The 25,934-nt window shown below is 63.3% G+C and carries 19 protein-coding genes; all 19 read right to left on the bottom strand.

Features of this window, described 5'->3' with window-relative positions; genetic code table 11:
• Positions 1 to 4 precede the first annotated feature (4 nt).
• On the bottom strand, positions 5 to 1,900 hold the full coding sequence (locus ABD847_RS07135) for a lipase family protein (protein ID WP_345011416.1): 1,896 nt from the start codon (positions 1,898 to 1,900) through the stop codon (positions 5 to 7).
• The gene (locus ABD847_RS07140; RefSeq protein WP_345011418.1) at positions 1,900 to 2,670 is read right to left on the bottom strand and encodes a DUF4123 domain-containing protein; all 771 of its coding nucleotides are present in this window, start codon (positions 2,668 to 2,670) and stop codon (positions 1,900 to 1,902) included. Before ABD847_RS07140 ends, ABD847_RS07135 begins: the two co-directional genes overlap by 1 nt.
• A complete protein-coding gene (locus tag ABD847_RS07145; RefSeq protein WP_345011420.1) occupies positions 2,667 to 4,682 on the bottom strand; it encodes a type VI secretion system Vgr family protein in 2,016 nt (671 codons plus the stop codon). The genes ABD847_RS07140 and ABD847_RS07145 overlap by 4 nt, the downstream gene beginning before the upstream one ends.
• A 140-nt stretch (positions 4,683 to 4,822) precedes the next feature.
• Positions 4,823 to 5,110 (bottom strand): type VI secretion system PAAR protein, encoded by a 288-nt coding sequence (locus ABD847_RS07150; RefSeq protein WP_345011421.1) that lies wholly within the window; start codon positions 5,108 to 5,110, stop codon positions 4,823 to 4,825.
• Positions 5,111 to 5,139: 29 nt separating this feature from the next.
• Positions 5,140 to 6,561 carry a VasL domain-containing protein gene (locus tag ABD847_RS07155; RefSeq protein WP_345011423.1) on the bottom strand — a complete coding sequence of 474 codons (1,422 nt, stop codon included), beginning with the start codon at positions 6,559 to 6,561 and terminating at the stop codon, positions 5,140 to 5,142.
• A 36-nt stretch (positions 6,562 to 6,597) separates the two neighbouring features.
• A complete protein-coding gene (tssM, locus tag ABD847_RS07160) occupies positions 6,598 to 10,113 on the bottom strand; it encodes a type VI secretion system membrane subunit TssM (RefSeq protein ID WP_345011425.1) in 3,516 nt (1,171 codons plus the stop codon).
• An 8-nt stretch (positions 10,114 to 10,121) separates the two neighbouring features.
• Positions 10,122 to 11,549, bottom strand: coding sequence for a type VI secretion system protein TssA (gene tssA / locus ABD847_RS07165; RefSeq protein WP_345011427.1), 1,428 nt, complete (start codon positions 11,547 to 11,549; stop codon positions 10,122 to 10,124).
• Positions 11,543 to 12,148, bottom strand: coding sequence for a type VI secretion system-associated protein VasI (gene vasI, locus ABD847_RS07170; protein WP_345011428.1), 606 nt, complete (start codon positions 12,146 to 12,148; stop codon positions 11,543 to 11,545). The genes tssA and vasI overlap by 7 nt, the downstream gene beginning before the upstream one ends.
• Entirely contained in the window at positions 12,148 to 13,686 is a 1,539-nt protein-coding gene (locus tag ABD847_RS07175) for a sigma-54 interaction domain-containing protein (protein ID WP_345011429.1), read from the bottom strand. The genes vasI and ABD847_RS07175 overlap by 1 nt, the downstream gene beginning before the upstream one ends.
• Before the next feature lies 1 nt (position 13,687).
• Positions 13,688 to 16,306, bottom strand: coding sequence for a type VI secretion system ATPase TssH (tssH, locus tag ABD847_RS07180; protein WP_345011431.1), 2,619 nt, complete (start codon positions 16,304 to 16,306; stop codon positions 13,688 to 13,690).
• Positions 16,307 to 16,322: 16 nt separating this feature from the next.
• A complete protein-coding gene (gene icmH / locus ABD847_RS07185) occupies positions 16,323 to 17,099 on the bottom strand; it encodes a type IVB secretion system protein IcmH/DotU (protein WP_345011432.1) in 777 nt (258 codons plus the stop codon).
• A 10-nt stretch (positions 17,100 to 17,109) separates the two neighbouring features.
• Positions 17,110 to 18,447, bottom strand: coding sequence for a type VI secretion system baseplate subunit TssK (tssK, locus tag ABD847_RS07190; protein WP_345011434.1), 1,338 nt, complete (start codon positions 18,445 to 18,447; stop codon positions 17,110 to 17,112).
• A 1-nt stretch (position 18,448) separates the two neighbouring features.
• Positions 18,449 to 18,964 carry a type VI secretion system lipoprotein TssJ gene (gene tssJ / locus ABD847_RS07195; RefSeq protein ID WP_345011436.1) on the bottom strand — a complete coding sequence of 172 codons (516 nt, stop codon included), beginning with the start codon at positions 18,962 to 18,964 and terminating at the stop codon, positions 18,449 to 18,451.
• Complete coding sequence (gene tagH, locus ABD847_RS07200) at positions 18,964 to 20,163, bottom strand: type VI secretion system-associated FHA domain protein TagH (protein WP_345011438.1); 1,200 nt, start codon at positions 20,161 to 20,163, stop codon at positions 18,964 to 18,966. The genes tssJ and tagH overlap by 1 nt, the downstream gene beginning before the upstream one ends.
• Positions 20,164 to 20,165: 2 nt before the next feature.
• Positions 20,166 to 21,164, bottom strand: a complete 999-nt coding sequence (gene tssG, locus ABD847_RS07205) for a type VI secretion system baseplate subunit TssG (RefSeq protein ID WP_345011440.1) — start codon at positions 21,162 to 21,164, stop codon at positions 20,166 to 20,168.
• The gene (gene tssF / locus ABD847_RS07210; protein WP_345011442.1) at positions 21,128 to 22,894 is read right to left on the bottom strand and encodes a type VI secretion system baseplate subunit TssF; all 1,767 of its coding nucleotides are present in this window, start codon (positions 22,892 to 22,894) and stop codon (positions 21,128 to 21,130) included. Before tssF ends, tssG begins: the two co-directional genes overlap by 37 nt.
• A 3-nt stretch (positions 22,895 to 22,897) precedes the next feature.
• Positions 22,898 to 23,320, bottom strand: a complete 423-nt coding sequence (gene tssE, locus ABD847_RS07215) for a type VI secretion system baseplate subunit TssE (protein ID WP_345011443.1) — start codon at positions 23,318 to 23,320, stop codon at positions 22,898 to 22,900.
• Positions 23,321 to 23,325: 5 nt separating this feature from the next.
• Positions 23,326 to 24,807 (bottom strand): type VI secretion system contractile sheath large subunit, encoded by a 1,482-nt coding sequence (gene tssC / locus ABD847_RS07220; protein ID WP_345011444.1) that lies wholly within the window; start codon positions 24,805 to 24,807, stop codon positions 23,326 to 23,328.
• Between the two features lie 28 nt (positions 24,808 to 24,835).
• Positions 24,836 to 25,342, bottom strand: coding sequence for a type VI secretion system contractile sheath small subunit (gene tssB, locus ABD847_RS07225; RefSeq protein ID WP_345011445.1), 507 nt, complete (start codon positions 25,340 to 25,342; stop codon positions 24,836 to 24,838).
• Between the last annotated feature and the right edge of the window lie 592 nt (positions 25,343 to 25,934).

The following is a 25,934-nucleotide window of genomic DNA, read 5'->3' on the forward strand; positions in this document are numbered from 1 at the left end:
CGTCCTAATTGTTGGTCGGTGCCTGGGCCTGCTCCAGGCGCCGCAGGCCGCGCTGCAGTGGAATGCCATCGGCCGGAGGCAGGGTCTGCGCCAGGCGGCTATCAAGCTGCAACAGGGCATTTTCCCGTTGGCTGACCTCACTGGGCAGTTGTGGCATATAGTCCGTCAACGCCCGGAGATAGGCGCTATTTTGTGTCGTATTAGGGTCATCCGAAGCCAGCAGACCGGCCAGGCGACCATAAATATAGCGCGCATATTCGGCACTGCGATGGGCCGCCGGTGCAATACCCGCGCGCATGGCGGGGTTGTCGTGGGTCGGCAAGGCACGCCTTAGGGCCTGACACTGTTTGGCCTCTTGGGCCTGGCGCTCTTGTTCTTCCAGGCGCTGGCACTCCTGCTGGGCCAAGGCGGGCACCAGATAGAGCTTGGTCTGCTGGGGCAGCAAGACCGGATAATGGCTTTCGCCCCGCCCTATGGGCACCTCGTAGCTGACCTGAGTCTGATAGAAGTGCACCACCTGACCATGGTGCTGGTAGGGATCCATGTCTGGGGTCAGCAGTGAGACGGGCGCATGGATCGGCGCCAGTGCATAGCCCAGCACGGGCACATCAAACAAGGGGTTGTCAAAGCCGCGCCCCGGCGGCACCGCCGGCACCGGGTCGTCTTCGTTGAGGTGCCGGTAGTGGGTGAAGGCCAGCTCGGCCACCGCCGCCTCGGTAAAGGTGCGGGGCATGCCATAGCTATAAAGCAGAGGATCGTGTCCCTCGTTCTTGAGGGTGGCGGCATGGATCAGCGCCAGGGCACCGCCCAGGGAGTGACCGCAGATATAGAGCTTTTTCTTCTGAATTGATCGGCTGATGGTCTCATAAACCTCCCTGATTTCCTGTTTCGGATGCTGCTCCACCGCTCGAAACTGGTGATAGAAGCCATCATGCACCTTGCCCTGGCAGGCCATCTGCGGCGGGCAGGGCACGGGGCGAAAGCTCAGATCGGTGAGCGCATCGAACTTGCTTTCGGTGCCGCGCCAGCACACGAGCAGCTCCTCGTCCCGCTCTACGTAGAAAAACTGGGTGTCAAAGGGGAAGTTAAAATCACCCTTGACGGCAGAGGCATCGATAAAGACGGGCGGGCTATAGCGAGAATGGAAGGGGACATCCTTGACCAGCAGGGGGAATTCATTGGTATTCAGATGCCGAGGCAGGCAGGAGAGATCCTGTAACTGACGATTAAAAAAGTCATCTATGGAGCCAGAAGCGCTGTCCCGCCCTGGTTTGTCCCCCCCTTTGGCATAGGTCAGCACACTCATCAGCGCCAGGTTATAAGCATTGCCCAGGTCATATTCGGGGGTGTGATTAAGGGCCAGCACCCAGGCGCGGAACGGGCAGACCTCGATGGTCAGTTTGAATACCCCGTTTGAGGTAGGTAAGAACCCCAACGGCAGCCCCCTGAGCACCTCGCCCCCTTTAGGAAAGTGGTAAGCCGGCGGGGTGGCCTCATGCCAGTCGGGAATATGCGGCATCGTAGCCACCAGGTCACCCAGGCGGGCGTAGCGATAGGCCCGCCCTTCGGCCAGGGCCTGCTGGCGCACCGCCGAGTCCTCCAAGCGCCTGGATAAGCGCAGATAGCGATCCGGCTCCTCTAATACCTTGGCTAACCGAGCGGCATCCAGCACCAGACGCAAAGAACCGGCCGGCAGCTCTGTTTGTACTATCCGACCATCGCCATCACTGATCCCTTCCCGAGGGGGAATGGAAGCCTTATCGCCTTTCAGTGCCAAGCTGGCCTCGCTGGCTCCGTCATAGAGTCGATAGGGCACGTTGGGGATGGGCGTCCCTTGTTCATCCACCAACAGGATATCGACGCTGTATTTGAGTTTTTCACAGGGTATGCAACCGCTCATCATGCCTGCCTTTTCATTGTGTTATCCCTTGTCTTCAACCATGCCTGTGCCGTAGGCAGCGTGGCCTCGCGCACCCGGCCCCCATCAGCCAGCCAGGCTTGCAACCAACGCTGGAGTTGTACACTTAGGGGCGCATGGGCTTCCCATTCTTCGGCCTGGGCCGGATCCTGCTCCCACAGGGCCAGGGTCAGTTCCAGAATTTTGTTCTCTTGCCCCAATGGGCTGTCATGCCAGGCATGGCTGAGCGGATCGGGCAATGCCCAGGGAAAGGCATCGTTGAGCGGCTGCCAGGCCACCGGCCGTTGGTAGATCTCCGTGCGGGAGAGAAACACGGTAGCGATGGGTGCCAGCAAGCCATGCCATAGGGCCTCCTGCGGCTCGGCAAGCCAGAGAGAGAGGATGCGGGGATCCTGAAACCGGACGGCCCTGAGATCGCCATCAATCACTATCCGTAGATAGTTTTGCCAGTGTTGGCGTTGTGCCCACCAGGCTTGCGGGCTGGCATAAAGCCATCCCCAGCTCGGGCTGGTTTGTGCGTCGCACCAGGCCAGCACCTGATGGAGACACTCGGGCTGGATCTGCAGCAACCAGGGACTGGCCGGCAGTATGCTTTCCATCGGTGTCAGGATGTAGAGCGGTATTTGCTCCGCCGCCCAACCCTGCTCGCACCAATGCTGGACAGGGTTTGGCGTCGCCAAGGGGTTAAGCATGGCATAAAGGTAATGGGGGGCTTGGCCTGGCCGAGCCAAGAGGAGCTCTTCACTTGTCATGATGGCTCGCACTCATTGATGGACATACCGCCGGTCTGCTCGGCCAATAACGGGCAGGCAGCCCCGCCCTTAAACACAGGCGGCGGCGTGTAGGGCGGGCAGGCCACCTCGCCGGGTTGTTTGGGCGGCTGGGGGGCGCAGCCGGCGCCGGTGCCCGGGCTGCCGCCTGAGTTCATCTTGATGCTGGGGCCGGACAGGGTGACGCCGCCGCTGTCCACCTTGATAAAGCTGCCCCCCACCTTGACGGAAATCTCGCTGCCGGCTTCCAGCACCACCTTGGCGCCGGCCTTGATATGCACCTGCTGGCCGGCCTGGGTCAGCCAGCTTTGCCCCAGCTTGTGGTGCTGGCTGCCGTCCACGGTGAGCGAGTAGTCCTGCTGGATATGGTCGCGCTTCTCCCCTTGCACCGTCAGGTGGTCGTGGGCCTGGATGCGGGTCACCCGCTCGTGGTCGATGTCTGTGTGCAAGTCGTGTTTTATGTGCCAGGCCGCATCATTTTCGATGAGCAGGTTCAGGTCTTTTTGGCCGTGGAGGTATATCTCTTCGGCGCCGGCCTGGTCTTCAAAGCGCAGCTCGTTGAAGCCCTCGCCCTGGTGGGTCTCGGTGCGCAGCACGGTGCGGGTCTTGTGCTCCGGCAGCGCATAGGGCGGCCGGTTGGTGGCATGAAAGGTGCGGCCGGTGACGATGGGCTGGTCGGGGTCGCCTTCCAAAAACGAGACGATGACCTCGTGGCCGATGCGCGGCAACGCCAGCATGCCGTACTGGCCGCCGGCCCAGCCCTGGGCCACCCGCACCCAGCAGGAGCTGTGTTCATCACTTGAACCATAGCGGTCCCAGGGAAACTGCAGCTTCACCCGGCCGTGCTCGTCGCAGTAAATCTCCTCGCCCTGGGGGCCCACCACGGTGGCCATCTGCGGGCCGTCCACCCTGGGCTTGACCCTGGGTTGCGGCCGCCAGGGAGTCTGGGCCGGCACCAGGGTGAACTCGTTGAGATAGACGGTGGCCTCGCCGCCCCCCTCTTCCTCCAGCGCCTGGGGCTGGCGGCCAGTGTGCTGGATACGCACCGGCTGCCAGGCGATGTTGCACGCCGGGTTGGGGTGTTCACTCAGGCTGAACTGCTGACCCGGCCGCAGGCTGGCGGCGTTGGACGCCCCCAGGGCGCGCTGGGCCTCGGCCCGCAGGGCGTCCAGCCGATAGTCGGTGAAGGCCTGGCCGCTGGGGTCGGCCTTGAAGCGACCGGGGTAGTCGAAGTGCTCATAGTGCTGTTGCGGCAGCTCACCGGCCTGGGCCTGATGCAGCAGGCCGTAGGCCGGGGTCTTGAAGCTGTAATCCTTGAGGGCCACCTCGTCCGGCGCCACCGTCTGCTGGCAGCTCAGGCGGCGGATGAAGGCCCCCTGCTGCAGCCCCTGGTTGGCCGGGTTGTAGAAGAGGTCGGGGCCGGAGCCCAGGGCCTGTACCGTGTCCGCCAGCACCAGGCGATGGACCCCCTGCTCGAACTCGTGAAAGTAGAACAGCCCCTCTTCGGCGGCCAGGCGCTGGACAAAGTCCAGGTCGCTCTCCCGGTACTGCACGCAGTACTTCCGTTGGGCATGGTCGTGCTGCAGGGCGAAGGCGTAGTCGCTGATGCCCGCCTCCTGCAGCAGCACGCTGATAATCTCCTGGGGGGTGAGGGCCTGGAAGATGCGGCTGTTGTGGCGCAGCCCCAGGCGCCACAGGGCCGGGCGCACCTCCAGCTGATAGCGGGTGCGGCGAAAGCCGGTGTCGCCCTGGGCAAACTGGCTCACCACCCCCTGAACGCGCCGCTGCAGCTGACCGTCGAACCAAATCAGCAGCTCACAGGGGTGCTCCAGCAGTTCGGCGGCCTGGATATCCGGGCGTGGGCTGGCCAGGGCGAGCCGCAGGGTGAAGGGGGCGCTCAAGGCCTCCTCCAGGCTGAAGTCCACCACCGCCAGGCCCTGGTCGGTGCCGCCGTCGAAGGTGACCGTAAACTGTAATCCCGTGCTGTTTGCCATCTGCTGCTGCCTTGTCTGGCGGGAAAGACCATGGCGACCGCACGCCCGCGGCGCCCTGCTCTGTCCCAATACCTATGTTTCTTGATTAACAAGCGGACGGCGCAGGCCGCCTGCCTGGTCTGCCTGGCTCGGCCGGGTGCTTAGCCCGCACGGGCGCTGCCGCTGCCGATCACCACTCCGCCACAGCTGATGTCGCTGCCGGTGACCGCCACCGGCTTGCCGTTGATCAGCACGCTGGCCTCCCCGCCAGCGATGCTGCGGGGGTGCGGCCCATGCTTGGGCTTGGTATGCGGTGCCAGGGCGTCCCCCTGGCGGGCCACCGGCTTGTTATCCAGCAACACATCCGGGCTGGCGCTGATGATGGGGGACGGGTGGAAACCGTCATGATCGGTTCCCATGTCTCCCAACAGGGCAATGGATGGACACATGTCTGTTCTCCTTGTGATGGAAGCTGGGCTTAACCCGGTTGTCGCGCCGCCTGTTGCAGGTGATAGAGCCGCAGATCCAGCGCCTTGAGCTCATCGGCCAGACGGCTGAGCTGGGCAGGATCCAGCGCCTGGCGCTCCAGCCGGCTTAGCCGCTCCAACTGACTCAGCCGCTCCGCCAGGGGTTCCCCCTGAATTAGGCTCTTTTGAACCTCATACAGCTGGGACTTGAGGTAGGAGATGGTCACCGACTTGTGCTGCCGCTCCAGCTCCAGCAAGCGATCCAACAAGGCATCCACCCCCTGGCGGGCGGTCAGATAGGCAGGGTCCTGCCCCGCCCCCACCGCGCCAGGCGCCAGACTCCGCTGCCATTGCTGGGTCATGGCCTGGACCGCCAGGGAGTCGGGATAGAGCTGCTGCATGGCCCGATTGAGATCGTCGCCGTACTGATACCAATACAGGGGAGTGACCTGGGAGAGCCGTTGCAGCTGGGCCTGGTAGGCCGCCACCAGCGTCCCCTCCTGCTGCTGCAGGCGCGCCTCGCCTAGGGTCTGCCGCACCTGACGCAAGGTCTGGCCATCCGGCGCCAACGGCAGGGCCGCCGCCGGGTCATTCAGTTGAGCCCAGGCCGCCAGCTGTTCCTGTTGCCACTGCTGCCAGCCCCACCACAGGGCCGTAGGCAGGGCGCAGCTGAGCAGGCCACAGGTAAACCAGAAGCGCCCGGAGAAGCGGCGGCGGGGTTGCAGCTTGAGTCGCGTGGGCTGGATCGCGGCCTTGTCCCGGCCTACCAGCAGGCTGCCCTGGGGCAGGACGGCGGCTTGTCCACCGGGCTCGCCAGGCTCTTGCTGAAAAAACACCAGAGGCGGAATGCTGAGCCCCGCCACATCCTGCACCTCCGCCACACCGTCGTCGGTCTCCACCACCAGCTGGGTCTCGTCGAACAGCTGGGTGAAGCCCTCTATGTAGTGCAGCAGGTTCTCGATGCGAGGGACCCGGGCCAGGCCGCAGCCGTGCAACTTCTCGCTGATGAGCTGCAAGGCCCGCTCGCAACGGTAGACCAGGCGCTTTTGCTCCTGGCCGATGACAAACTGGCGCAGCACCTCCCCCACCCGGGCGATAAACCAGTCCAGCATCTCCACCCGGGCCCGGGCCTGGCTCGGCGCCGGCCAGAACAGATCCCACTGGGTCACGATCAGGTTGGCCAGAAACTCGCAGCCCTCGGTGAAGCCCTGCAGGCCGTACAGGCGAGCGCGGGCCAAGCAGAAATAGAGGCTGGTCTGCAGATCCACCCCGTGCTTCTCGAAGATGGTCTGACACAACCCATGGATCCGCTGCCAGTCCACCTCGGGACGGGAGGCGTGGCTGAGCTTGTTGATCTCGGCCCGCAAGGCCTCGTATTCCGGCAGCAGGCGGGGATCCCGCCCCACCTGCAGGGCTTGTTGCTTGTCTTGCATGTCCATTCATCCATCAACGGGGCCAGGCCCCGTGGCTCAATACAGGGTGTCCGGCAGATGGAACTGGCTGAACAGCCCACCGGCGAAGGGGTTGTGCCGCGCATCGGCGTAGACCCGATAGGTCATGGCGCCGTTATCCACCGGGAAGCGCACATCGAAGGTGCCTTCATCCACCCGGGTCAGCTCGGCCTTGTCCATCAGACGGAACATGGCCCAGGGGCCCACATAGCCCTGACTACGGGGCGAGCGCTCCCGTTCGTTGGGCACCAGGGTGATCTTGCTCTCGGCACCGTCGCGCATGCTGTTGGGCCAGATCAGGGGGATCTTGCTGCGACGGCCATGGGCATATTCCAGCAGCTGACCATCCAGGTTGAGCACGCTGCGTCGCTTGTTGGCCGACAGATCCACCGGCTCCACCGCGAACTGCACCTCCAGCCCCCCCTGCGGGTTGAACAGGGTCTCCCGGATCTGCTGTCCACGGGCCAACTGCTTGAGCAGATCGCTTTGCAGCGGCGAGCCCAAGTCATCCCCCAGCAATCCGGCCTCGATCATGGGCTTGAGATTGCTCTGATAGAAGCTGTCCAGGATGCCCCCCGGTGCGAAGAAGCGCTCCATCTGCGACAGCGGCACATCCTTGGCCGCGGTCGGGGCAAAGGGGTAACGACCGGCCAACTGCTGCTGGAACGGCGCCACCACCTGCTCCTGCCAGGACTGATTGAGGGAGGCCATGGCCAGATCCACCACCAACTGGCTGCTTTGCTGGGCCAGTTGGCCCACCCAACGATCCATGGGGGTCGGCAAGCCCTGGGCGTACTGCTGCAGGGTAAACAGGGGATCGGCGAACTTGTTGTTCAGCCGCAGTTGAATGGCCTTCATGGCGGACTGGCCAGGGTCGTTGGCGTTGACGATCAGCTCCAGATAGTGGTACAGCTCGGTGAGCTTCTTGTTCACCTCCTGCAATTGCGGCACCTGGCTGCCTTGCCCGATCAGCAGGCCATTGGTGGCCAGGAAGGGGCGATTGATGCGGGCCGCCAGCCCGTCCGCCAGTGGCGACGCCTCAGGATCCCGCTCGCGGGTGTTGTCAGCCAGGGTACTCAACACCCGGGCAAAGGGTTGCTCATCCCCCGTGATGGCGGCCAGTACGTCCAGCGCCTGCTCCGGGCTGTGCAGCGGCTGCACATCCAGGTTGCTGAGCAGCGTCTGCCAACGATTGACGTAGTTGCTCACGTAACGATCGTTAAGCTGCCGCCCCATCTCCTGCCGATCCGCCTCGCTCAGATGGCTCTGACTTCGCTGCCCCAGCACCCAGGCATCCTGGGCCGTCAGGGCGATGAGCGATTGGTCCTGCTTACGGTAAAAGTCACTGAGTCCGGTATAGGTCATCAGGCGCGCAATCTGACCGGCCGGCTCGCTGCGCAAGGTAAAGACGGTGTCGAACAGGGGGCCGACCTCGTCTCGGATCAGCAGAGCCGGCGGCAAGGTCTCATCGGCCCGAATCACCAGCCCCTGATAGACCCGCTGGAACATGGGCAACTTGCCCAGCTCATGCTGCGCCGCCTTGATGGGCTCGCGGAACGGGACAAAATCAGCGATGGCCTGAGGATCACGGGCCAGCCGATCCCCGTGCCAATCGGTGTGATCCAGGGCATAGGCCAGATGGGTCAGCAGCTGCTCCTGGATCAGACCCTGTCCGGGGAAGGCCTGTTGCCAGCGCTGGGCCATGAACTGCTCCACCAGCGGCTTACTGCGTCCCGAGGCATCGTCCAGCATGCGCATCACCCGCAGCACCGCCATCTTCTGCTCGCTGCCCGCCGGTGCCTGCTGCAGATCGGTCAGCAGGCCGCCCATCACCGCCGGCAAGAAGCGTTGCCGCAGCAGCTGCAGGTAGGTCTCCTCCACGAAGGGTCCTATCTTGCTGCCCTGATAGAGCCCCAGATCCGCCAACAAGGGCACGCGATCCCGGTAGTTGCCAAAGGCCAGAGTCGCCTCGCGGATCAGGTTGAGCCGGGGCAGCTGGCGGTAGCCAAAGCCCTGTTGACCCGCCAGCTCAGCGGTATCGGAGAAGGCCTGGGTCTTGTTGAGCACATTGATCCCGGCCTGCTCGTTCACCCGGTAATAGTGCTGCCAGCCGGCCACCAGGCCGACGCCCAGCAGCAGGCTCAACCCAGCCCCCAGGGCCAGCCGACGCTGGCGCTGATGACGATGGCGTCGGTTCTCCCCCGCCAGGTGCCCTTCGTGAAAGATGTGTTTGGCAAACAGGGCATGCACAAAGTAGGTCAGGGATTCGCCCCGCCGGGCGGGCAATACGGCCTCCGCCAGCTGGTAGCGCGCCACCGTCGCCTGGCCAAAGGCATCCAGCGGCACCCCCTGCTGGTAGACAGAGGTCAGGTAGAGACCGCGGATCTGCATGGGGCAGGCCTCTTCCACGGCCAAGGACTCGGCCAGCAGCTCATTGACCTGCTCTCTGAGCCCGGCCAGCTGGCGGGTGAAGGCAAACAGGGCGGCGCGATCCACCGCATCCAGCCTGTCCAGCCTGTCCAGCCTGTCCAGCCTGTCCAGCAGTTGATGGGGCAGACGCTGATTCAGGTGGGTCAACCACTTGTCCCAGAACGCCTCCAGCTGGGGCTGCCAGCGGGCCGCCTCCATGGCATCGGCGGTGAAGGTCACCCCCAGGATCGCCTCCCGCTGTGCCTTGTCCAGCTGGCGGCAGGCCACCTCGAAGCCCCGCAACAGATCCAGCTTGGTCAGGGTCACATACAGGGGCAGGCGGGCACTCATGCTGGTGCCCAGCTCCTGCAACCGGCTGCGGATCAGTTGGGCAAACGCCTTGCGCTCGGACACGCTGGCCTGCGCCAGCCAGGCCAGATCCACCGTCAGGATCAGCCCATTGAGCGGCTGGCGCCGGCGCTGCTGGGTCAGCCAGCCCAGCAACTGCCACCACAGCCGCTCGTGCTTACGCTCCGCCGGCGGCAGTTCCGATTCCGGCAGCAACAGCTGGCCGTCGGGATCCAGCACCACGGCATTGTCCCCCAACCAGCAGTCCACGGATTGCTGGGCCGCCAGATCCCGCAGCGTCGGCTCCAGTTTGGGGTTAAGCCGATTGGGCTGATTGCTGCGCTGCAGCAAACTGCTCTTGCCACTGCCCGGCAGACCCAGCATCAGGTACCAGGGCAGACTGTAAGGGCCCTTCCCCCCCAGCTGTGCCTGCAGCAACTGCAACCAGCGATCCAGGAAAGCACCCTGACGCTGGAGGGCGGGCTTGACCGGATCCTGCTCCAGCATGGCCTGTTCGTGCAGCTGGGCCTGACGCCGTTGACGGCTGCGCCACTCACGCCAGGAGAGCACCCCCAGGATCAGCCACAGCCAGAACAGGGTGAACACCACCCGGGCCCAGATCGACTGCAGCGGTTTGGCCTCACCCAGGGAGAGCAAGGGTCCCAACCACCAGGCCAACAGCAGCAACAGGGTCCACAGCAGGATCCACAGACCCGTCCAGGATGGCTGCCACCGGGTGCGACCTTGCCATAGCGCAGAAACAATGCGTTTGAACATACTGACGTTTAACTCCGACTCTCTGAAGTGATTCCTGTGTTGACCTTATGCGCCAGGCGGTTGACCAGCCCGGGCTCCCACTGTGCCAGGCCCAGTCGCTGGGTTTCCTGCCATAACTGTCGAAATTGCTGCGCGGCCAGCAGGGCCAGGCCGACACTGTCCAGCAGATCGGCCTGCGCCAGCTGGGCCAGGAAGCGACTGCGCGGCTCCTGTAACACCGCCAGCTGCTCATCCAGCCAGGCCAGGGCCGCTGCCAGCCCCCGCTCGTCACAGCAGGCCTGCAGTGCCGTCTCCAAGCCGTCCGACTCGGCGGTCATATGCGGCTCGCCCTGGGACAACCAGCGTTGGCAGTGCGGAGGCAAAAACGGCGTGCCATCGCTGAAATGCAGGCTGCTCAGGGCCGGCAGGCGCCCCAGCAGGGCCGCCAGCTCCTCGGCGATGGCACTGGCCACCGCCCCCTGTCCCAACTGCTCGGCCACCTGGGCCGACAACCAGTGCCCTTCAAACCAGAAGGGCGCCAGACAGAGGCTCTGCTCGATGCGCTGCCATAAGCTCAGATCCGCCTGGGGCAGAGCCGCCTGGTATTCCTCCACCCGATCCGCGGCCACCGCCGCCAGTTGGGTGCGCCCGGCGGCATTGGTAGCCGGGGCCGTCGTGATGCTGCTCCACAGGGCATGCCGCCGCAGGCGATAGCCGATGGGCAGCTCCGGTTGCTGTTCGATCAAGAGGGCCGCCACCTTGAGCTGGGTCTGCCGCCAGCCCCGCTCGCTGGAGGTATCCACCACCGGCAACGGCGGCTGAGCCTGAGGGGACTCGCTGGCCGCGGCCGCCGTTGGGGGGGCCGACGCAGCGACCTCGACCGGTGGCGCGGGATGGCGTTCGGCCCGCGCCAGCTCACTGCGCCGCAGCAGGCTCAACCAGCCGTCCAGCAGATCCGGTTGCGCCGACCACCAGGTCTGCCCACGCAAGGCCAAGGACTCGCTGAGCTGGCGCAAGTGACCCAGCTCCGCCAGACTGGCCTGCTCGGCCAGTCTTGGGGCGGTGGCTTCGAAGCGTTTGACGATGGGCTGGAGCAGGCGCAACTTGTGGGCCGCCGGCGCCGGCCAGGCCTGTGACCAGTAGGCATCCAGCCAGGTCTCCAGCAGCACCAGGGCCAGGGCCAGGGTGTCGGCACGGGCCGGCTGCTGCAGGCAGCGCAGCAGCTGCACCAGGATGCGCATGTCCTTGCTGTGCCCCTCCAACAGGCTCAGGCACTGCTCCGCCAGGGCCGCCAGATCCACCTGACCATGGGCCAGGGAGCCCAGTTTGACCGTCTGGGTCTCCACGGCCTCCCACAGCGGGTGATCCGGCGCTATGGGCTCGCTGACCGCCGACGCCGACAGCGGTGCCAACAGCCGGGCGCACCAGGGATGCCGGTCTTCGACTGCCGTTACCATCGACACTGCTCCCGCACCGGCTGTAGCGCCTGAGTCAACCCGCTGAGATCAAACAGCAAACGAGCTCCCTGGCTGCCCACCAGGGTCAGTTGGCCATGCTGCCGCCACGCCTGCAGCGTCGCGATAGCCGGCAGACCGCGGCCAAACTCCAGCAGCCAGCCCCGATCCCGGACAAACCAGCTCCCGGACAGCGGCCGCCCATCCAGCTGCATGCTGACCTCATCGCCCACCCAGGGCGCATCCAGTCGCACCCGCAGATAGGTGATGTTATGGGCACAGCCGATGGCCAGGGTGGCTCCGCGGAGGGCCGGACGAGTGAGTCTGACCTCGTCCTGCGCCTCATCCCGCGCCAACAAGAACAGGGGCGATGCATCTTGACGCCCCTGCTCCTGCTGCCAGATGGCCTGCCAGCTGGCAGCGCGGATCTGAGTCCCGACTGCGGCCGATGCCATCTGTTCCGTCTGTCCCAGGGCGTCATAGCAAGCCAGCCGCACCAGGGGGGCCGCCTCGTCACGGCACGCCTGCCAGCGCTGGGGCCACTCCTGTGCCTGGGCGGGCAACACCAACAGCAGTCCGCTGATCAGCAACCATATCCGCATCAGCGCACCTCCAGCTTCTGGCACTTGTGATCCAGGGTGCGCTTGGGCAGGTTGAGGCTCTGGGCCACCTGCAGCCGATTGCCACCAAACAGGCGCATCCGGGCGGCAATCACCGACGCCTCAAACTCCTGCATCGCCAGGCGCAGATCCCGGATGTGGTGATATTCATCCTGCGGGCGAGCCACTGACTGACCAAGCCGTGACATCAGTTCACCGGGCAGGGCCGCCAGTCCAATGGGTTGCCCCAGCGGCGTCTGGGCACAGGCCACCTCCAGCAGATTTTTCAGCTCCCGCACATTGCCGGGGAAGCCGTAACCCTGCAGTCGACGCAAAAACGCCGGCTCCAGCGCCCCCAACTGCCGCCCCTCCCGATGCGCGAATTCCGCGATGAAATGGTCGCTCAGCGGCGCTATGTCCTCCGGCCGCTCCCGCAGCGGGGCCAGCCAGATCAGGCATTGGCACAGTCTGTGGTAAAGATCCTGGCGAAAACGCCCCTCCCGCACATGGGCCTCCAGGGGTTGGTGGGTCGCCGCCACCAGGCGAAAATCCGAGTGTTGCTCCCGCTCGGCGCCCAAGGGGCGAAAGTGGTGGCTCTCCAGCACCCGCAGTAATTTGGCCTGCATTGCCGGGGGCATGTCCCCCACCTCATCCAGAAACAGGGTGCCGCCATTGGCCTGGGCCACCAGCCCCTGCTTGCTATGCTGGGCGCCGGAAAAGGCCCCCTTCTGATAGCCAAACAGCTCGCTTTCGATGAGATTCTCCGGGATGGCGGCACAGTTGATGGCCACAAAGGGCTGCGAGGCGTGCGCCGAGCACTGGTGCAGCAGACGGGCCACCACCTCCTTGCCACTGCCGGTCTCCCCCTGGATCAAGACACTCAGGCGGTGCCCGGCGGCCTGCGTCACCTGCTCGCGTAACCGCTGGCTGGCCTGGGAGTGCCCCAGCAGCTGGCCGACCCGGGCGGCACGCTGCTGTCGCTGCCGCGCCTCCTCGGCCGTCATCTGCCGCAGGGAGTCCTGCAGGGCATGGCGGTCCCGCTCGCTGCGGCCCAGCTCCCGCAGCAGGGCAAGCTGGCGAACATACAGACAGCTGAGGGTGGCCAGCATGTGCGACGCATTCAGAGCCTGCAGCCGGGTGCCGTCATCCAATAACGCCAGCACGCCCAGGGGGCGCTGCGCCCCATCCAGCAATGGCATGGCATGCAAGCCGCAGTGGCGCGGCGCCTCGGCCAGCAATTGGCGAAACCCCTCATGTTCGATGCGGGCGCCGCCATGCAAGGAGTCCCAGGTCCGGTTCTGCCCCCGGTTCAGCACAAAGGCCAGCGGGTGGCTGAAATCATCCGCCGCCAGCGTCAATGACAAGGAGGCCTGTTGCAGCCAGCCTTGGCATGCCAGCTCACGACCGCTGACATCCAGCAGGGCCAGCAAGGCCCCCTGTGGTTGCCAGTGTGCTCGCACCGTCGACAACAGCCACTCCCCCAGGGCCCCTTGGTCCTGGGCCTGACTCATGGCCAGGGCAAACTCAAGGCAAGCCTGCATCCTAATCCTCCACCGTCGAAACAAACTGGCCGTCCTGCACCCGCAGGCTGACCCGGCCCACCGTTTGGCCGGCCGCCATCCGCTGCAACAGCTGTAACGACAGGGGCGGCAGCAGGGCACCGTCTATGATGGACTCCAGCATGCGGGCGCCGTTTTCACTGCGATTGGCCCGCCGCAAGATCTCCTCGGGCACCGCCTCGTCGATGCAGACGGCGGCGGCAAAGCGTTGCGCCAGCAGACCTTCCAGCCGGGACAACTTGTCGCGGACTATGGCCAGCAGGCTGCTGTGCGCCAGCGGCAGATAGGGCACCACCTCCATGCGGGCCAGCAAGGCGGGACGGAAGAAGGCCGCCAACTCGGGGTAGAGTGCCGAGAGCAGTTGCTCCGGCTGGTCGGCATGCTCCACTATGGTCTGGAAGCCCAGGTTGGAGGTGAGGAAGAACACCAGGTTCTTGCAGTCGATCAGCCGGCCTTCCCCATCGGCCAGCTCGCCCTTGTCAAAGGCCTGGTAGAAGAGGTTGAGCACATCCGGGTGGGCCTTCTCCACCTCGTCCAGCAACACCACCGAATAGGGCTTCTGACGAATGGCCTCGGTGAGGACGCCCCCCTCGCCGAAGCCGACATAGCCAGGCGGCGAGCCGATGAGGCGGGAGACGGTATGTTTCTCCTGGTATTCGGACATGTTGATGGTGGTCAGGTACTGACGACCGCCAAACAGCAGCTCGGCGATCTGCAGCACGGTTTCTGTCTTGCCCACCCCGCTGGGGCCCACCAGCAAGAAGGCGCCCAACGGCCGGCCCGGGCGCCGCATATCCGCCCGCGCCGTCAGCAGATGCTTGTGCAGCTGGGCGATGGCCAGGGGTTGCCCCTTGATGTGGCGCGTCAGATGTGCGGGCAAGTCGGTGACCACCTCCAGCTCGGCCAGGGAGAGGCGATTGAGCGGCACCCCGGTCCATTCGGCGATCACCTCGGCCACCTGAGCCCGCCCCACATGGGGGGATACCAGGGCCGCCTGTTGCTGCAGCTCGGCCAGCTCAGACTCAAGGCCTGTCAGACGCTCGCTCGCCTGCGGCTCGCTCAAGGGCGGATCCAGCTGTGCCAGCTCGATATCCGGCGCCTCCGCCAGCAAGGCGCCACGCAAGGCCACGATTTGTTGCACCAGCTGTTGCTGCTGCCGCCAGTCCGCCTCCACCTTGATCCGCTGGGCCTCGATCTGGGCGACCTCCGCCTCCAGTTGCAGCAGGCGCTCCGGCGTGGCCAGCAGGCCGATACGGCCCTGCCGCTGCAGCTGCGTGGTTTCCAGCGCCAGCTGGTGCAGCTGATTGTGCAGGCGGCTCAGGGCCCGCGGCGGCGAGGTCATATTGATGGCTACCCGGGCGCTGGCGGTATCCAGCACATCGATGGCCTTGTCCGGCAGCTGCCGGCCGCACAGGTAACGGGCCGACAGGCTGGCCGCCGCCACCAGGGCCTCGTCCTCGATCAGCACGCCGTGTTCGCGCTCATACAGGTGGCGCAAACCACGCAGTATCACGGTCGCCTCCTCTGTGCTGGGCTCCTTGAGCTGCACCAGTTGGAATCGCCGGGAGAGGGCCGCATCCTTCTCGACGTATTTCTTGTATTCGCTCCAGGTGGTGGCCGCTATGGTGCGCAGCTCCCCCCGCGCCAGCGCCGGCTTGATCAGGTTGGAGACATCCAGGCCGCCTGCCTGGTTGCCGGCGCCGATCAGGGTGTGGGCCTCGTCGATAAACAGGATCACCGGCCGGATGGCCTCCTTGACCTCCTGCATCACCCCCTTGAAGCGTTTCTCGAACTCGCCCTTTACCGCCGCCCCGGCCTGCATGGCCCCCAGATCCAGGCTCAGCAACTCCACCTCCCTGAGCTTGTCCGGTACCTCCCCGGCCAGGATCCGCAGCGCCAGGCCTTCGATGAGGGCACTCTTGCCGACCCCGGCCTCCCCCACCACGATGGGATTGTTCTTACGCCGCCGGCAGAGGATGTCGATCATCAGGTCGATCTCGTGATCCCGGCACAGCACGGGATCCAGACGTCCCTGGCGCGCCTGCTCGGTGACATTCTGGCTGAAACGGGCCAACAGCCCCGCCTCCGGCATCTTGGCTTGGCCGGCAGGACGGGCCGCCTCGTCGGGCTGCTCCGCCGAGCCTAAGACCCACTCATCAAACTGCTGACGCAGCAGATCCCGGTTGATCTGGCTCAGCAGGCACACCGCGGGCGCGGCCAGGTAGCGATTGGCTGTCATCAGCAGCACCAGCAAGAGTACACCGCTGCGCAATTGCGCCTGGCCCAGCTCGGCGGAGGCCAGCAGCCAGCTGTCCTGCAACCACTCCACCAGCAGTGGGGAAAACGCCGGGTAGCCCTCCCGACTGGCCGGCTCGGCCGGCAGGGGCAGCAGCAAGGGGCGCAGGGCCTCCAGATCCACCTCGGCCCGCGTCAGGATCAGCCGGGCATCCGACAGGGGCGTGTCCAGCATCTTCAGCAGCAGATGCTCCACCCGGATCTCCGCTTGCTGCTGGTTGACGCACAGGGCGGCGGCCTCTTCCAGCATGTGGCGACACAGGGGGTTCAGCCGCTCCACCAGGGCCGGCAGTTCTAATCGAATCACAGGTGCTCTCCTCGGATTACTTCAGCAAGTCGCCCAGTTGTTGCAGCAAGGCCTGGGTCTGGTTATTCAGTTGATGGTGATAAAGCGCGAAGATCAGCGCCAGCAACACCCCAGTCCCCAGCAGTAACCGCCCCAGGGACCATTGCGGCGGAAGGCGATAGCGCGCCGGCTGTGCCCCCAAGTCCAGATGAAAGGCCGCCACCGGCGAGGGCTGATCGCCGTAGAGGGTCTGGTGCAGATCCCGCACCAGGCGATCGAAGGCCTCACGGCCATGGCTCATGACCCGGTAACGGCCCTCGAAACCCAGGCACAGGCACAAGAAGATAAATTCCAATATGTCCCGATAGCGCTGCGGATCCGCCTGCAGCTTAGCCAGCAGGACGAAGACCTTCTCGCCCCCCCAGGTCTCGTTGTGGAAGCGAGCCAGCAGGGAATGCTCTGACCAGGCACTCTGACTGCCCCACTCCCGGGTCATCACGGCTTCATCGATAAAGGAGCAGAGGATGTAGCGAAACGAGAGCACCACACCGTTCTCATAGCCCTGGGCCAGCAACTCCTGCTCGATCGCCTGGATCTCGCAGACCACCTGCTGGTACAGGACGTCCACCTGGTCGTGGTGGGACAACTGTCTGACCCGCAACACCATGCCCAGCAAGGGCGTCACGGCATCCACCATGGGGTTTAGGCTGTGTCCCCGCAGGCTGAACCAATGATCCGAGTCCAGATCCAGCTGCTCGGCATGCTCATACAGCAGATCCGACAGTGGCTGACGCTGCAGGATATCCATGTTCATCGATCACTCCTTACTGACTGCGGATAGCCCAGAGCTGCATATCCAGCTCGGGGAACTCACCGGCGATGTGGAAGGCGAAGTTGTTGCCCTTGGCCAGCATGGCCCAGGCCGGGCTTTGCCGATCCAGCTGGAAGTAGCTGTAACCGGCGTGGTAGGGCAGCTGACGGGGCGCCACCGGCAAGGGCAGCAGGGGGATGCCGGGCAGCTGCAGGCTGATGAGTTCCCGGATCCGTTCGCTGGAGGCAATCTTGGTCTGTTGCAACAGCTGCTTGCGCAGCTGCTCCTGGGGCATACGCGCCTTGACCGCCAGCACGAACTCGGCACTGCTGAGCAGCTGGGTGTCCCCCACCACGGCCACCATGATGCCAAAGCCATGCTTGCGCAGCTGGATGGACACGGCCCGTGGCGACAGGACCGTGCTCAGGGCTTGCCGCAGGGCCTGCATCAGGGGCTCGAAGCTCTGTTGCAGGTCCCCATGGACATAGGGCGGCAACACAGGGGGCAGACGCGACTCATCGGTGAAGGTCATCAACTCGCCGCACAGCTGCAGCAGGGTCTCGTATAACCGCTCGGGATGCAGGGTGCCCAGACTGGCCAGATGCGACAGCTGTGGCTGAGCCCGATTGAGCAATTGCAGCATCATGAACTCGGCCACATCCGCCACCCCCTGTTGGGTTGGAGCGGCCAGCCGGGCGGCCAGACTGCGGGCCCGTTCGGCCACCAGTCCCGCCAATTCCCCCAGGAACCGCTGCAAGGCCGGGATGGCCGCCACACTCACACAACAAGGTATGAAGCCCGGATCCAGCAGCACGCCGCCATCGGGGCGCTTGTCCAGGATGCGGGCGACGGCCAGGCAGCAATAGGCGCTGCGGTCGTCCCGCTCCAGCAACAGCCGCAGGCTCACCCGCCCCAGCTCCATGGCGGTCACATCCCCCGGTTGGCTGTGCAGATCCCGGATCTCCTGCCGATGGCTCAGCAAGCGGGTGGCAATCTGCTGCTCGGGTTCGCTCAGTTCGCTGACACCATTGACGGCCAGCGGCAAGGCCAGGTAGACGATCTGGTTGGCCGCCGAGGCATCGGGGATCTCCAGGGGCGGCGGCAAGAGATCCTCGCCAGGGATATCGAACACGGTACCGTCGGGCATGATGCCGGCGGCGGCCACCAGGGCGATCCGGCCAAAGTTCAGGTACTCCTGATTGATGGCCAGCTTACGCAAGCCGAAGACGTAATCCCCCAGGGCATTGAATCGCGCCTGCAGCAGGTAATCGGCATGGCGTTGCTGCTGTTGGAAATGTTGCGGCTTGATGAAGAGACCATCACGCCAGATGACCCGGTTTTTACTTAACATGTCATTCTTCTTCTTTGAGGAGTTTCACTTCGTCCTGTCGCAGATCCAGCAACAGCTGATAGGCGCGCCCAAGGCTGCGCACCTTGACGACCTTGCGCCACTGGGCCTGCTCAGGATCGGCATAGCGGGCCACCACGCCGATGTAGCGGGTTTTCTCATCTAGCGGCACAGGCGGCAGGTATTTGAACTGGCCGGGCAGCAGGGTGTAGTCCTGATGATCCAGGTAGTTCTTGCCCAGCGCCTTGGACAGGTCTGCCGTCACCTGATCAAAGTCGCTGGCCAGCAGCCGTGAATCCTCGGCCAGCCACACCAGCTGAAACTCGATGGGGGAGGCCTCTCCCTGCTCATTGGGATTGACATCCGGCTCCGCCAACAGGCTGAAGCCCACCGTCGAGGGCTGAGCCTGGCTACTACCCACCTGGATATCCGGATTCAGCAGCACATCGGTCATCTTGCCCAGGGTGGTGCAACCACTCAGCCACACCGGCAGCAGCCAGAACCATGGAGGCACACGCATCAACAGGCTCCCTGCCGCTCGCGCACCGCCTTGTCATAGGCCTGGGCGTATACCTGATGAAAGAGCTTGTCGAACCCCTGCTGCCGCAGCGAGGTCAGCTCCTGGTAGTAGTGGCGATACATCTGCCAGGCCCAGCCATCGTCGGTCGGCGCCCCCTCTCCTGAACGGCGGTAATGCATGAAGCGTTGCTCCAGCGCCGAGGGAGAAAACGCCTGCAATATGCTCTGCAACGCCGAGGCGATGGCCTGCTGATTGGCCTGATGATGGATGCGTACGTTGCGCAGCACCTCGCCCACCGCCGCCGGCGCGGACAGGTGTACCGGGCTCTTGCCATCGGCAAACAGCAGGCCCAGGGTATTGCCGTAATCCAGCCCCAGGCGCAGAGGATTGTCCTCAATGGGCCGCAGGTGTTTGTCGGCCAGGGCCGCCTGCTCGGCCTGCAGGGTCAGCAGTCCCTCCACCATGGCCTTGAGGGTGCGCCCCATCTCCTCGAGCATGTCGTGGGCCTGCTGGCTGTCGGCCAAGGGCAGCGGCTGCCCCAGGCCCCGCATCAAGGGCGCCAGGGCCAGATGCTCCGATTCCGCCAGGCCGGCGGTGGCAGTGGGCCGGATGGCGGGAATGTCGATAAATTCTTGTTCCATGGTGTCCTCCTGACACAGGCTGGTGGGTTGGCGGTCGAGCACGGCTGACGCCGAGATGGGCATGGTCTGCAGGCAGCCCTGCTCCTGTTGCAAGGCCCAGAGCGGGTCACGCCGGTCGGGAACCGACTCGGATTCGGCCTCGTCGGGGGCGCGGCTGAGCCACTGCACCAGATCCCCCTCATCCTCGTGCCCCAGCACCTGCTCCAGCCGGCGCTCGGCCTGTCGTTCCCCCAAATAGGTACGCAACCGGTAGGGACCTATGCCCAACTCATCCCCCTGCGCCAACTGCACCCGCCGGCCTCGACCTATGGGCGCGGTGGCGCCATTGATGAAGGTCTGACCGCTGAGATCCAGCAGACAGAAGTGGCCGTCCAGCCATTCGATCCGGGCATGGGCCGGCAAGACGGCCCCCAGTCGATCCCGCAGCTGCCAGTCATCCTGCTCGGCAGCACCCAGGGTGCCGCCCTGTTCGGTAAACCCATGCTGCACCTGGTAATGGCCATCCAGCTGTTCACTGTTGAGCACCACCAATGAAAGTTGTTCCTTGACGTTGTTCACCCTTACTCCTGCACACATATGGTCACAAAAGGCTCCGCCGGGGGCTGCCCCAGGAAGCTGCTCCAACCCAGACAACTGCTCTGTATCTGGCCCAACTGCATGGGTCTGGCCTCATCACGGGCCAGCTCCAGGCGCAGATCCCACGCCATCTGATCCCGCAGCATGAAGGCCACAAACTGCACCAGGGGACGAAAGTGCTCACCATCGGGCAAGAACCGCCGAAACTGGGCAAAGCTCAGTTGACCCAAGCGCAACAAAAACTTACCGGCGCAGTCGCCGACCTTGTCCCCCAGCACCAGCGACTGCCCCAGGCTGACGTTGGTCCGGCCCAACCGATTCTGCTGATCCGGCTGCACCGGCACCCGTCGGGTCTGCCAGGCATCCACCTGCACCCAGGGCAGGTCGAAACAGTGGGCCACCAGGCCGGACACCACCTCGGGGGAACGGCTCGGACTGGCCAGCAAGCCGGCATAGGAGAGCATCTTGGCCCGATTGACCGGCAGGCTCTGACGCACCACCGGATTGGCCAGCCCCACCAGGGCAAACATCAGCTGGGAGAAGCCGTCTTCACCCTGATGCTGAAACCGCACGTGATAGCGGTACTTGCGCCAGGCCCGATGCAGCAGGGTCAGCAGCCGGTGATGAAAAAAATCCAGAAAGTGGCCCAGGGTCTGCTCGCGCTGGGCGTATTCCCAGGCCAGCTCGTCCAGGTAGTAGCCCGGCATGGGAGACTGACTGCCGTGCAGCCCCAGAAAGGCCACCTCCAGCTGATGCCGGCCCTGCGCATCCGGTTGTAGTGTCTGCACCTCCCGTGCCGGGAAGCCTAAGGAGGCACTGGCGCGATAGCGGATCCGCTCCGCCGTGGGGAGAAAATCCAGCGCCCGCTCCTGATCCACCCCCTCCAGTCGGCTGATCAGCTCCACCAGTTGATAAAACTCGAAGCCGGCGGTGCCTCTGTGGGCGATCACATCAGGGAGTGCTGCCCGATCTGCACCGGCCATCGGTACTGCTCCTTGTTATCCAGATTGGTGACTTCCAGCAGGTGGAAGGCGTTGACGCTGGCATACAGGGAGAAGAAGTGCGCCAGCACAGTACTGAACAGATACAGCTCCCCCTCGCAGCCAAACGCCGCCTGCCGGATAGACAGGCTGGACTTGAGCCCCCTGACCGGCATGCCGCGCACCAGGCGATCCACCGGCCGGGTCTCTATCTGCTCAATCCCTGCCAGACGCTTGCGGGACGCCTGCTCCGCCTGCTTGTCATGCAGTGCCGGGAAGTCATAGGTGCGCAGGATCTGCACCAGGGCGTCCCGTTGCAGCAAGGAGACATAGTTGAGGGAGAGGTTGGAGATCAGGGTCCAGTGCAGGCTACCATCCAGCGCCGGCCGCAGGGGCCGGGTCGGTCGGGTCAGGTTCTTGAAGGTGACAAAGCTGGGTGAGCTGCCCGTGGGCACACAGATGGCCCCCTTGGACAGGGCCGCCGCCTTGTCCCGGTTGGTGCAGGTCAGGGCGATGCTGATGGACTCATCAAGGTGAGCCACTTGCGTCTCATCCCCCCGCACAAATGAGAGGCTATGGGCCAGACCGGCATCGGCAACGGCGGCCTTGACCCGCACCCGGTAATAGAGTGCCTCCCGCCCCTGGCTGCGCTCTATCTGGTGCTGAAAACTCTCAAAGGGTTGATACAGCCGATACTGACCGCGGGTCCGCCCGGGATGCCCCTCCAGCCAGCCTTCCACCTTGTCCACCGAGAAGATTTCATAGCTGTCGGCCTTACGGTAGCTGGCCTTCAAGGCGTAATCGGTCCGCCGTCCATCCAGGTTGATGGGCTCGGCATCATGGGGGAACAGATTGATGGCCGGCACGCAGTTGAGCAAAAAGGAGTCAGGCCGGATCTTCAGCTCCGCCGGCAAGGGTTGCCGAAAACAAAAATGCAGGCGAAATGCCTCAATCGGTCTGTCGGTCAGGGGTAAAGCACCTGGCGCCAGATTGAAAAACAGGAAGTTTTCCGGGAAACAAAAATACTCCTGCAAGATGCGATAGCCGGAATAGACGTTGCTCGGATAAGGCAGAAGCGCATCCCCGCGCTCAAAGCCCACGGGCTGCAGCGCCTGGGGGGGTAGCCTGAAGCGCTGCTGCCCACACTCCAGCTCCACATACTCAAGCTTGCTGGAGAGCCAGTAGTAGAGTTCGTAGGCGGTGTAACTGTCGCCCCCCAGATAGAATCGCAGCTTATCCAGTTGCAGCTGTTCCAGCGGCAAGGGGGCATGCAGCGCCACCTCCAGGCTGATCCGGGAGAGATCACTGCCACTTTGCGCCTCGACGGCCACCAGATCCGCCGGATAGACCCAGGCATCATGACAGGTCTGGAAATGACAGCTGACGCCCTCCATCGGCAGGCTATCCAGCAAGCAGCCTCTCGCCACCAACGCCGGCCGAGCGATGGCTCCTGGGATCACGGAAAACTGCATTATGGTCATGCTGGGCACAGGCCGCAGGTAATTGGGCCACAGGAGAGCCAGCAGACCGTGGGTCAGCTCTGGAAACTGATCCTCGATCTTGGCTCGCAGGCTACCGCTCAAGAAGGCAAAGCCCTCCAGCAACCGTTCCACATCGGGATCGGCCGTCTGCTCAGACAGGAAGCGGGTCAGTTCGGGATGAGCCTGGGCAAACTCACGCCCTTGCAGGCGCAGGTAGGCCAGCTCATCCCGGAAGTATTGTTCCAACGGCATAGCTCACACCATTCGATAGTGACGATAGCTGTCCATGTGGATATTGAAGGAGGTCACCTGCTCGAGGGTTTCCAACCGTACGTGAGCCGTCACCTGAAAAGCCATCTCCAGCGGGGAATCCGCAGAGGGCGGTGAGCAGACATCAACCCGCACGATGCGGGGTTCGTACCGACGGATACAGTGGCGAATCGCCTCGCGGATCCGGCCCTGGATGTCGGCAGTGCCCTCGGTGGCGTCGTTAAAATCCATGACGCCCAGCTCGGGGGCACTGCAACAGCTGCCAGGTCGGGTATTGAGCACCTGCAAAAGCTGCCGTTTTACCGACTCAATCAGGCACTCCAGCTCGGAGGCGGCATCCTCTTGCCCCCGGATCCGGTCGAACAGGCTGGCCGAACTCCCCCTGCGCCAGGCTAGGAGAGACGACATCTCCCTTATTCCTTATCCAAGCGACCGACCAGAGAGAGCTCGAAGCTCGCACCCATGTACTTGAAGTGCGGACGAACCGCCATGCTGACCTGATACCAGCCCGGCTCACCCTCCACATCCAGAACCCGGATCTGCGCCGCCCGCAACGGACGCCGACTTCGTACATCGGCCGGAGGATTTTCCTGATCCGCGACAAACTGTTTGATCCAGCCATTGAGCTCGCGCTCCAGATCCTGGCGCTCCTTCCAGGCGCCGATCTGTTCCCGTTGCAACACCTTGATGTAGTGTGCCAGCCGGTTGATGATGAACATGTAGGGCAGCTGGGTGCCCAGCTTGTAGTTGGTTTCGGCCTCCCGTCCTTCCTTGGTATTGGGGAAGATCTTCGGCTTTTGCACCGAATTGGCGGAGAAGAAGGCGGCGTTGTCACTGTCCTTGCGCATGGTCAGGGTGATGAAACCTTCATCGGCCAGTTCGTATTCACGACGGTCGGTGATGAGCACTTCGGTGGGGATCTTGGCCTGCAACTGCCCCATGGCCTCAAACACATGCACCGGCAGATCCTTGATGGCCCCGCCGCTTTGCGGCCCTATGATGTTCGGGCACCAGCGATACTGGGCAAAACTGTCGGTGAGCGCCGTGCCCATCAGATAGGCGGTATTACCCCACAGATAGTTTTCATGGCTCTGCTGGGTTTCTTCCTGGTAGTTGAAGCCCTTGATGGGGTTTTCCACCGGATCGTAGGGCAGACGCGCCAGGAAGCGGGGCGCCGTCAGTCCCAGATAACGAGCATCTTCAGATTCACGCAAGGAGCGCCATTTGGTGTAGGCCGGACCTTCGAAGACAGACTTGAGATCCTTGATGGCCGGCAGCTGGGTGAAACTGTCCACCCCAAAGAAGGTCGGAGCCACCGACGAGATGAAGGGCGCATGGGCCATGGCCCCCACAGCGCTGACATACTGCATCAGCTTGATATCCTGCGCGCTCTGGCTAAGGGCATAATCCCCTATGATGGCGCCCACCGGCTGACCGCCAAACTGACCATAGCCGCTGGAATAGACATGGCGATAGAAGCCTGACTGGCTGATTTCCGGAGAAAACTCGAAATCCTCCAGCAGCTCTTCCTTGGTGGCGTGCAAGATCTGGATCTGGATGTTCTCGCGAAAATCGGTGCGATCCACCAGCAGCTTGAGGGAACGCCAGGTGGACTCCAGCGCCTGCAACTCTGATGCGTGCAAGATGGCGTCCATCTGCTTGCTCAGCTTCTTGTCCAGCTCGACAATCATGTTGTCCACCAGCGCCTTGTTCACCGGCTCGCTGGCGTTGCCATTATCCAGTATGTTGGCCACCAGGGTGGCAATCCCCTGCTTGGCGACCTGATAGGCCTCATCCACCGGCGAGATACGCGCCTGGGCCATGATCTCATCCAGCAAGGATACGGGGGCCGTACGGCTTACTGACTCTAGAACTTGTTCTTCAACCAAAGACATCTGTCACACTCTCTTCTCGTCAGGCCGATCACTCGGCAGATTTCACCAAGTTCAGCTCATTGAGCAGCTGCTCGCGAGCCTCCTCACTGGCCAGCAAGGCCTGCAGGCGATTGCGGAACGCCGGGATGTTGCCAAGGGGCCCCTTCAGGGCCACCAGCGCCTCCCGCAGCTCCAGCAGCTTGTTCAATTCAGGCACCTGACGGGCAATGCTGTCTGGAGAGAAATCAGCCATGGAACCTATGTTCAGGTTAACCGGCAGGATGTCCTGATCGTCGTCCTCCAGTCGATTGGCCACCTGAAAGTTCAGCTGCAAGCCGGCTTCCTTCATGACGGATGAGAAGTTGTTTTTGTCGATAGAAATGGTCTGACGCTCGTCCAGTGGGGTCTCTTCGGTACGGCCCTTGAGATTGCCCACCACCATCATGGTCAACGGCAGCTCGACCTCACCCTGCTGCCCACCGGTGGACGGAACATACTTGATATTGACGCGCTCTCTTGGCGCGACAGTGGCGCCATCTGTTGATGTTTTACCCATGCTTGTTTACCTAGTTAGTTTTATTTTAAAGAAAACTCACCCAACCCAATCAAATAGATGAATGGATAGGACTGGTTTATTTAATCCGTAAAAACGGACAGGGGTTAATCTGAAAACCCCAGCATTAGACAAAAAGACTGATTAATTAAGGTGGGGATCTCTACCGTCGTTTAGATGCAGATAAGAACGCAACCATGAACAGGCAAACACCATTAATTACATAGCCATAAAACAGGGCGCACTTTGCATCAACAATTTAGCAACAACAATCTGCCATATGTGACAGCTGCAAAATATGACAATAAGGTTAAAAAAGTCTTGACTCAGATGAAACCTACAGACCACCTCTTTGATATATTTGGCATGTATTTTTAAATGACGAAATCGTTAGGCTTAAAATATGATAAATATTTTTACACTGTGAATTAGATCACCACTTAAAACATTAATAGTCAGGTTGAAGAACAGAATTTTTTGTCATTTAAGCTAATAAAAATGGCTTACATATTTTGTCTCCGCCCTAAATAACCGTTCCGAAATGTAGATCACTTGTCCGGGGAAGAAGGGAACTCGGCGTCGTTTGTGCGATCTG

The organism is Pseudaeromonas paramecii, from assembly GCF_039540575.1.
Taxonomy (GTDB): Bacteria; Pseudomonadota; Gammaproteobacteria; order Enterobacterales; family Aeromonadaceae; genus Pseudaeromonas; species Pseudaeromonas paramecii.

Coding starts and splice junctions, on each gene's coding strand:
- tssB (WP_345011445.1), bottom strand. CDS start 25,342: ATGGGTAAAACATCAACAGATGGCGCCACTGTCGCGCCAAGAGAGCGC.
- ABD847_RS07140 (WP_345011418.1), bottom strand. CDS start 2,670: ATGACAAGTGAAGAGCTCCTCTTGGCTCGGCCAGGCCAAGCCCCCCAT.
- tssC (WP_345011444.1), bottom strand. CDS start 24,807: ATGTCTTTGGTTGAAGAACAAGTTCTAGAGTCAGTAAGCCGTACGGCC.
- ABD847_RS07150 (WP_345011421.1), bottom strand. CDS start 5,110: ATGTGTCCATCCATTGCCCTGTTGGGAGACATGGGAACCGATCATGAC.
- tssA (WP_345011427.1), bottom strand. CDS start 11,549: ATGGTAACGGCAGTCGAAGACCGGCATCCCTGGTGCGCCCGGCTGTTG.
- vasI (WP_345011428.1), bottom strand. CDS start 12,148: ATGCGGATATGGTTGCTGATCAGCGGACTGCTGTTGGTGTTGCCCGCC.
- icmH (WP_345011432.1), bottom strand. CDS start 17,099: ATGAACATGGATATCCTGCAGCGTCAGCCACTGTCGGATCTGCTGTAT.
- ABD847_RS07155 (WP_345011423.1), bottom strand. CDS start 6,561: ATGCAAGACAAGCAACAAGCCCTGCAGGTGGGGCGGGATCCCCGCCTG.
- tssM (WP_345011425.1), bottom strand. CDS start 10,113: ATGTTCAAACGCATTGTTTCTGCGCTATGGCAAGGTCGCACCCGGTGG.
- tssE (WP_345011443.1), bottom strand. CDS start 23,320: ATGTCGTCTCTCCTAGCCTGGCGCAGGGGGAGTTCGGCCAGCCTGTTC.
- ABD847_RS07135 (WP_345011416.1), bottom strand. CDS start 1,900: ATGAGCGGTTGCATACCCTGTGAAAAACTCAAATACAGCGTCGATATC.
- tssK (WP_345011434.1), bottom strand. CDS start 18,447: ATGTTAAGTAAAAACCGGGTCATCTGGCGTGATGGTCTCTTCATCAAG.
- ABD847_RS07145 (WP_345011420.1), bottom strand. CDS start 4,682: ATGGCAAACAGCACGGGATTACAGTTTACGGTCACCTTCGACGGCGGC.
- tssG (WP_345011440.1), bottom strand. CDS start 21,164: ATGGCCGGTGCAGATCGGGCAGCACTCCCTGATGTGATCGCCCACAGA.
- tssJ (WP_345011436.1), bottom strand. CDS start 18,964: ATGCGTGTGCCTCCATGGTTCTGGCTGCTGCCGGTGTGGCTGAGTGGT.
- ABD847_RS07175 (WP_345011429.1), bottom strand. CDS start 13,686: ATGCAGGCTTGCCTTGAGTTTGCCCTGGCCATGAGTCAGGCCCAGGAC.
- tssF (WP_345011442.1), bottom strand. CDS start 22,894: ATGCCGTTGGAACAATACTTCCGGGATGAGCTGGCCTACCTGCGCCTG.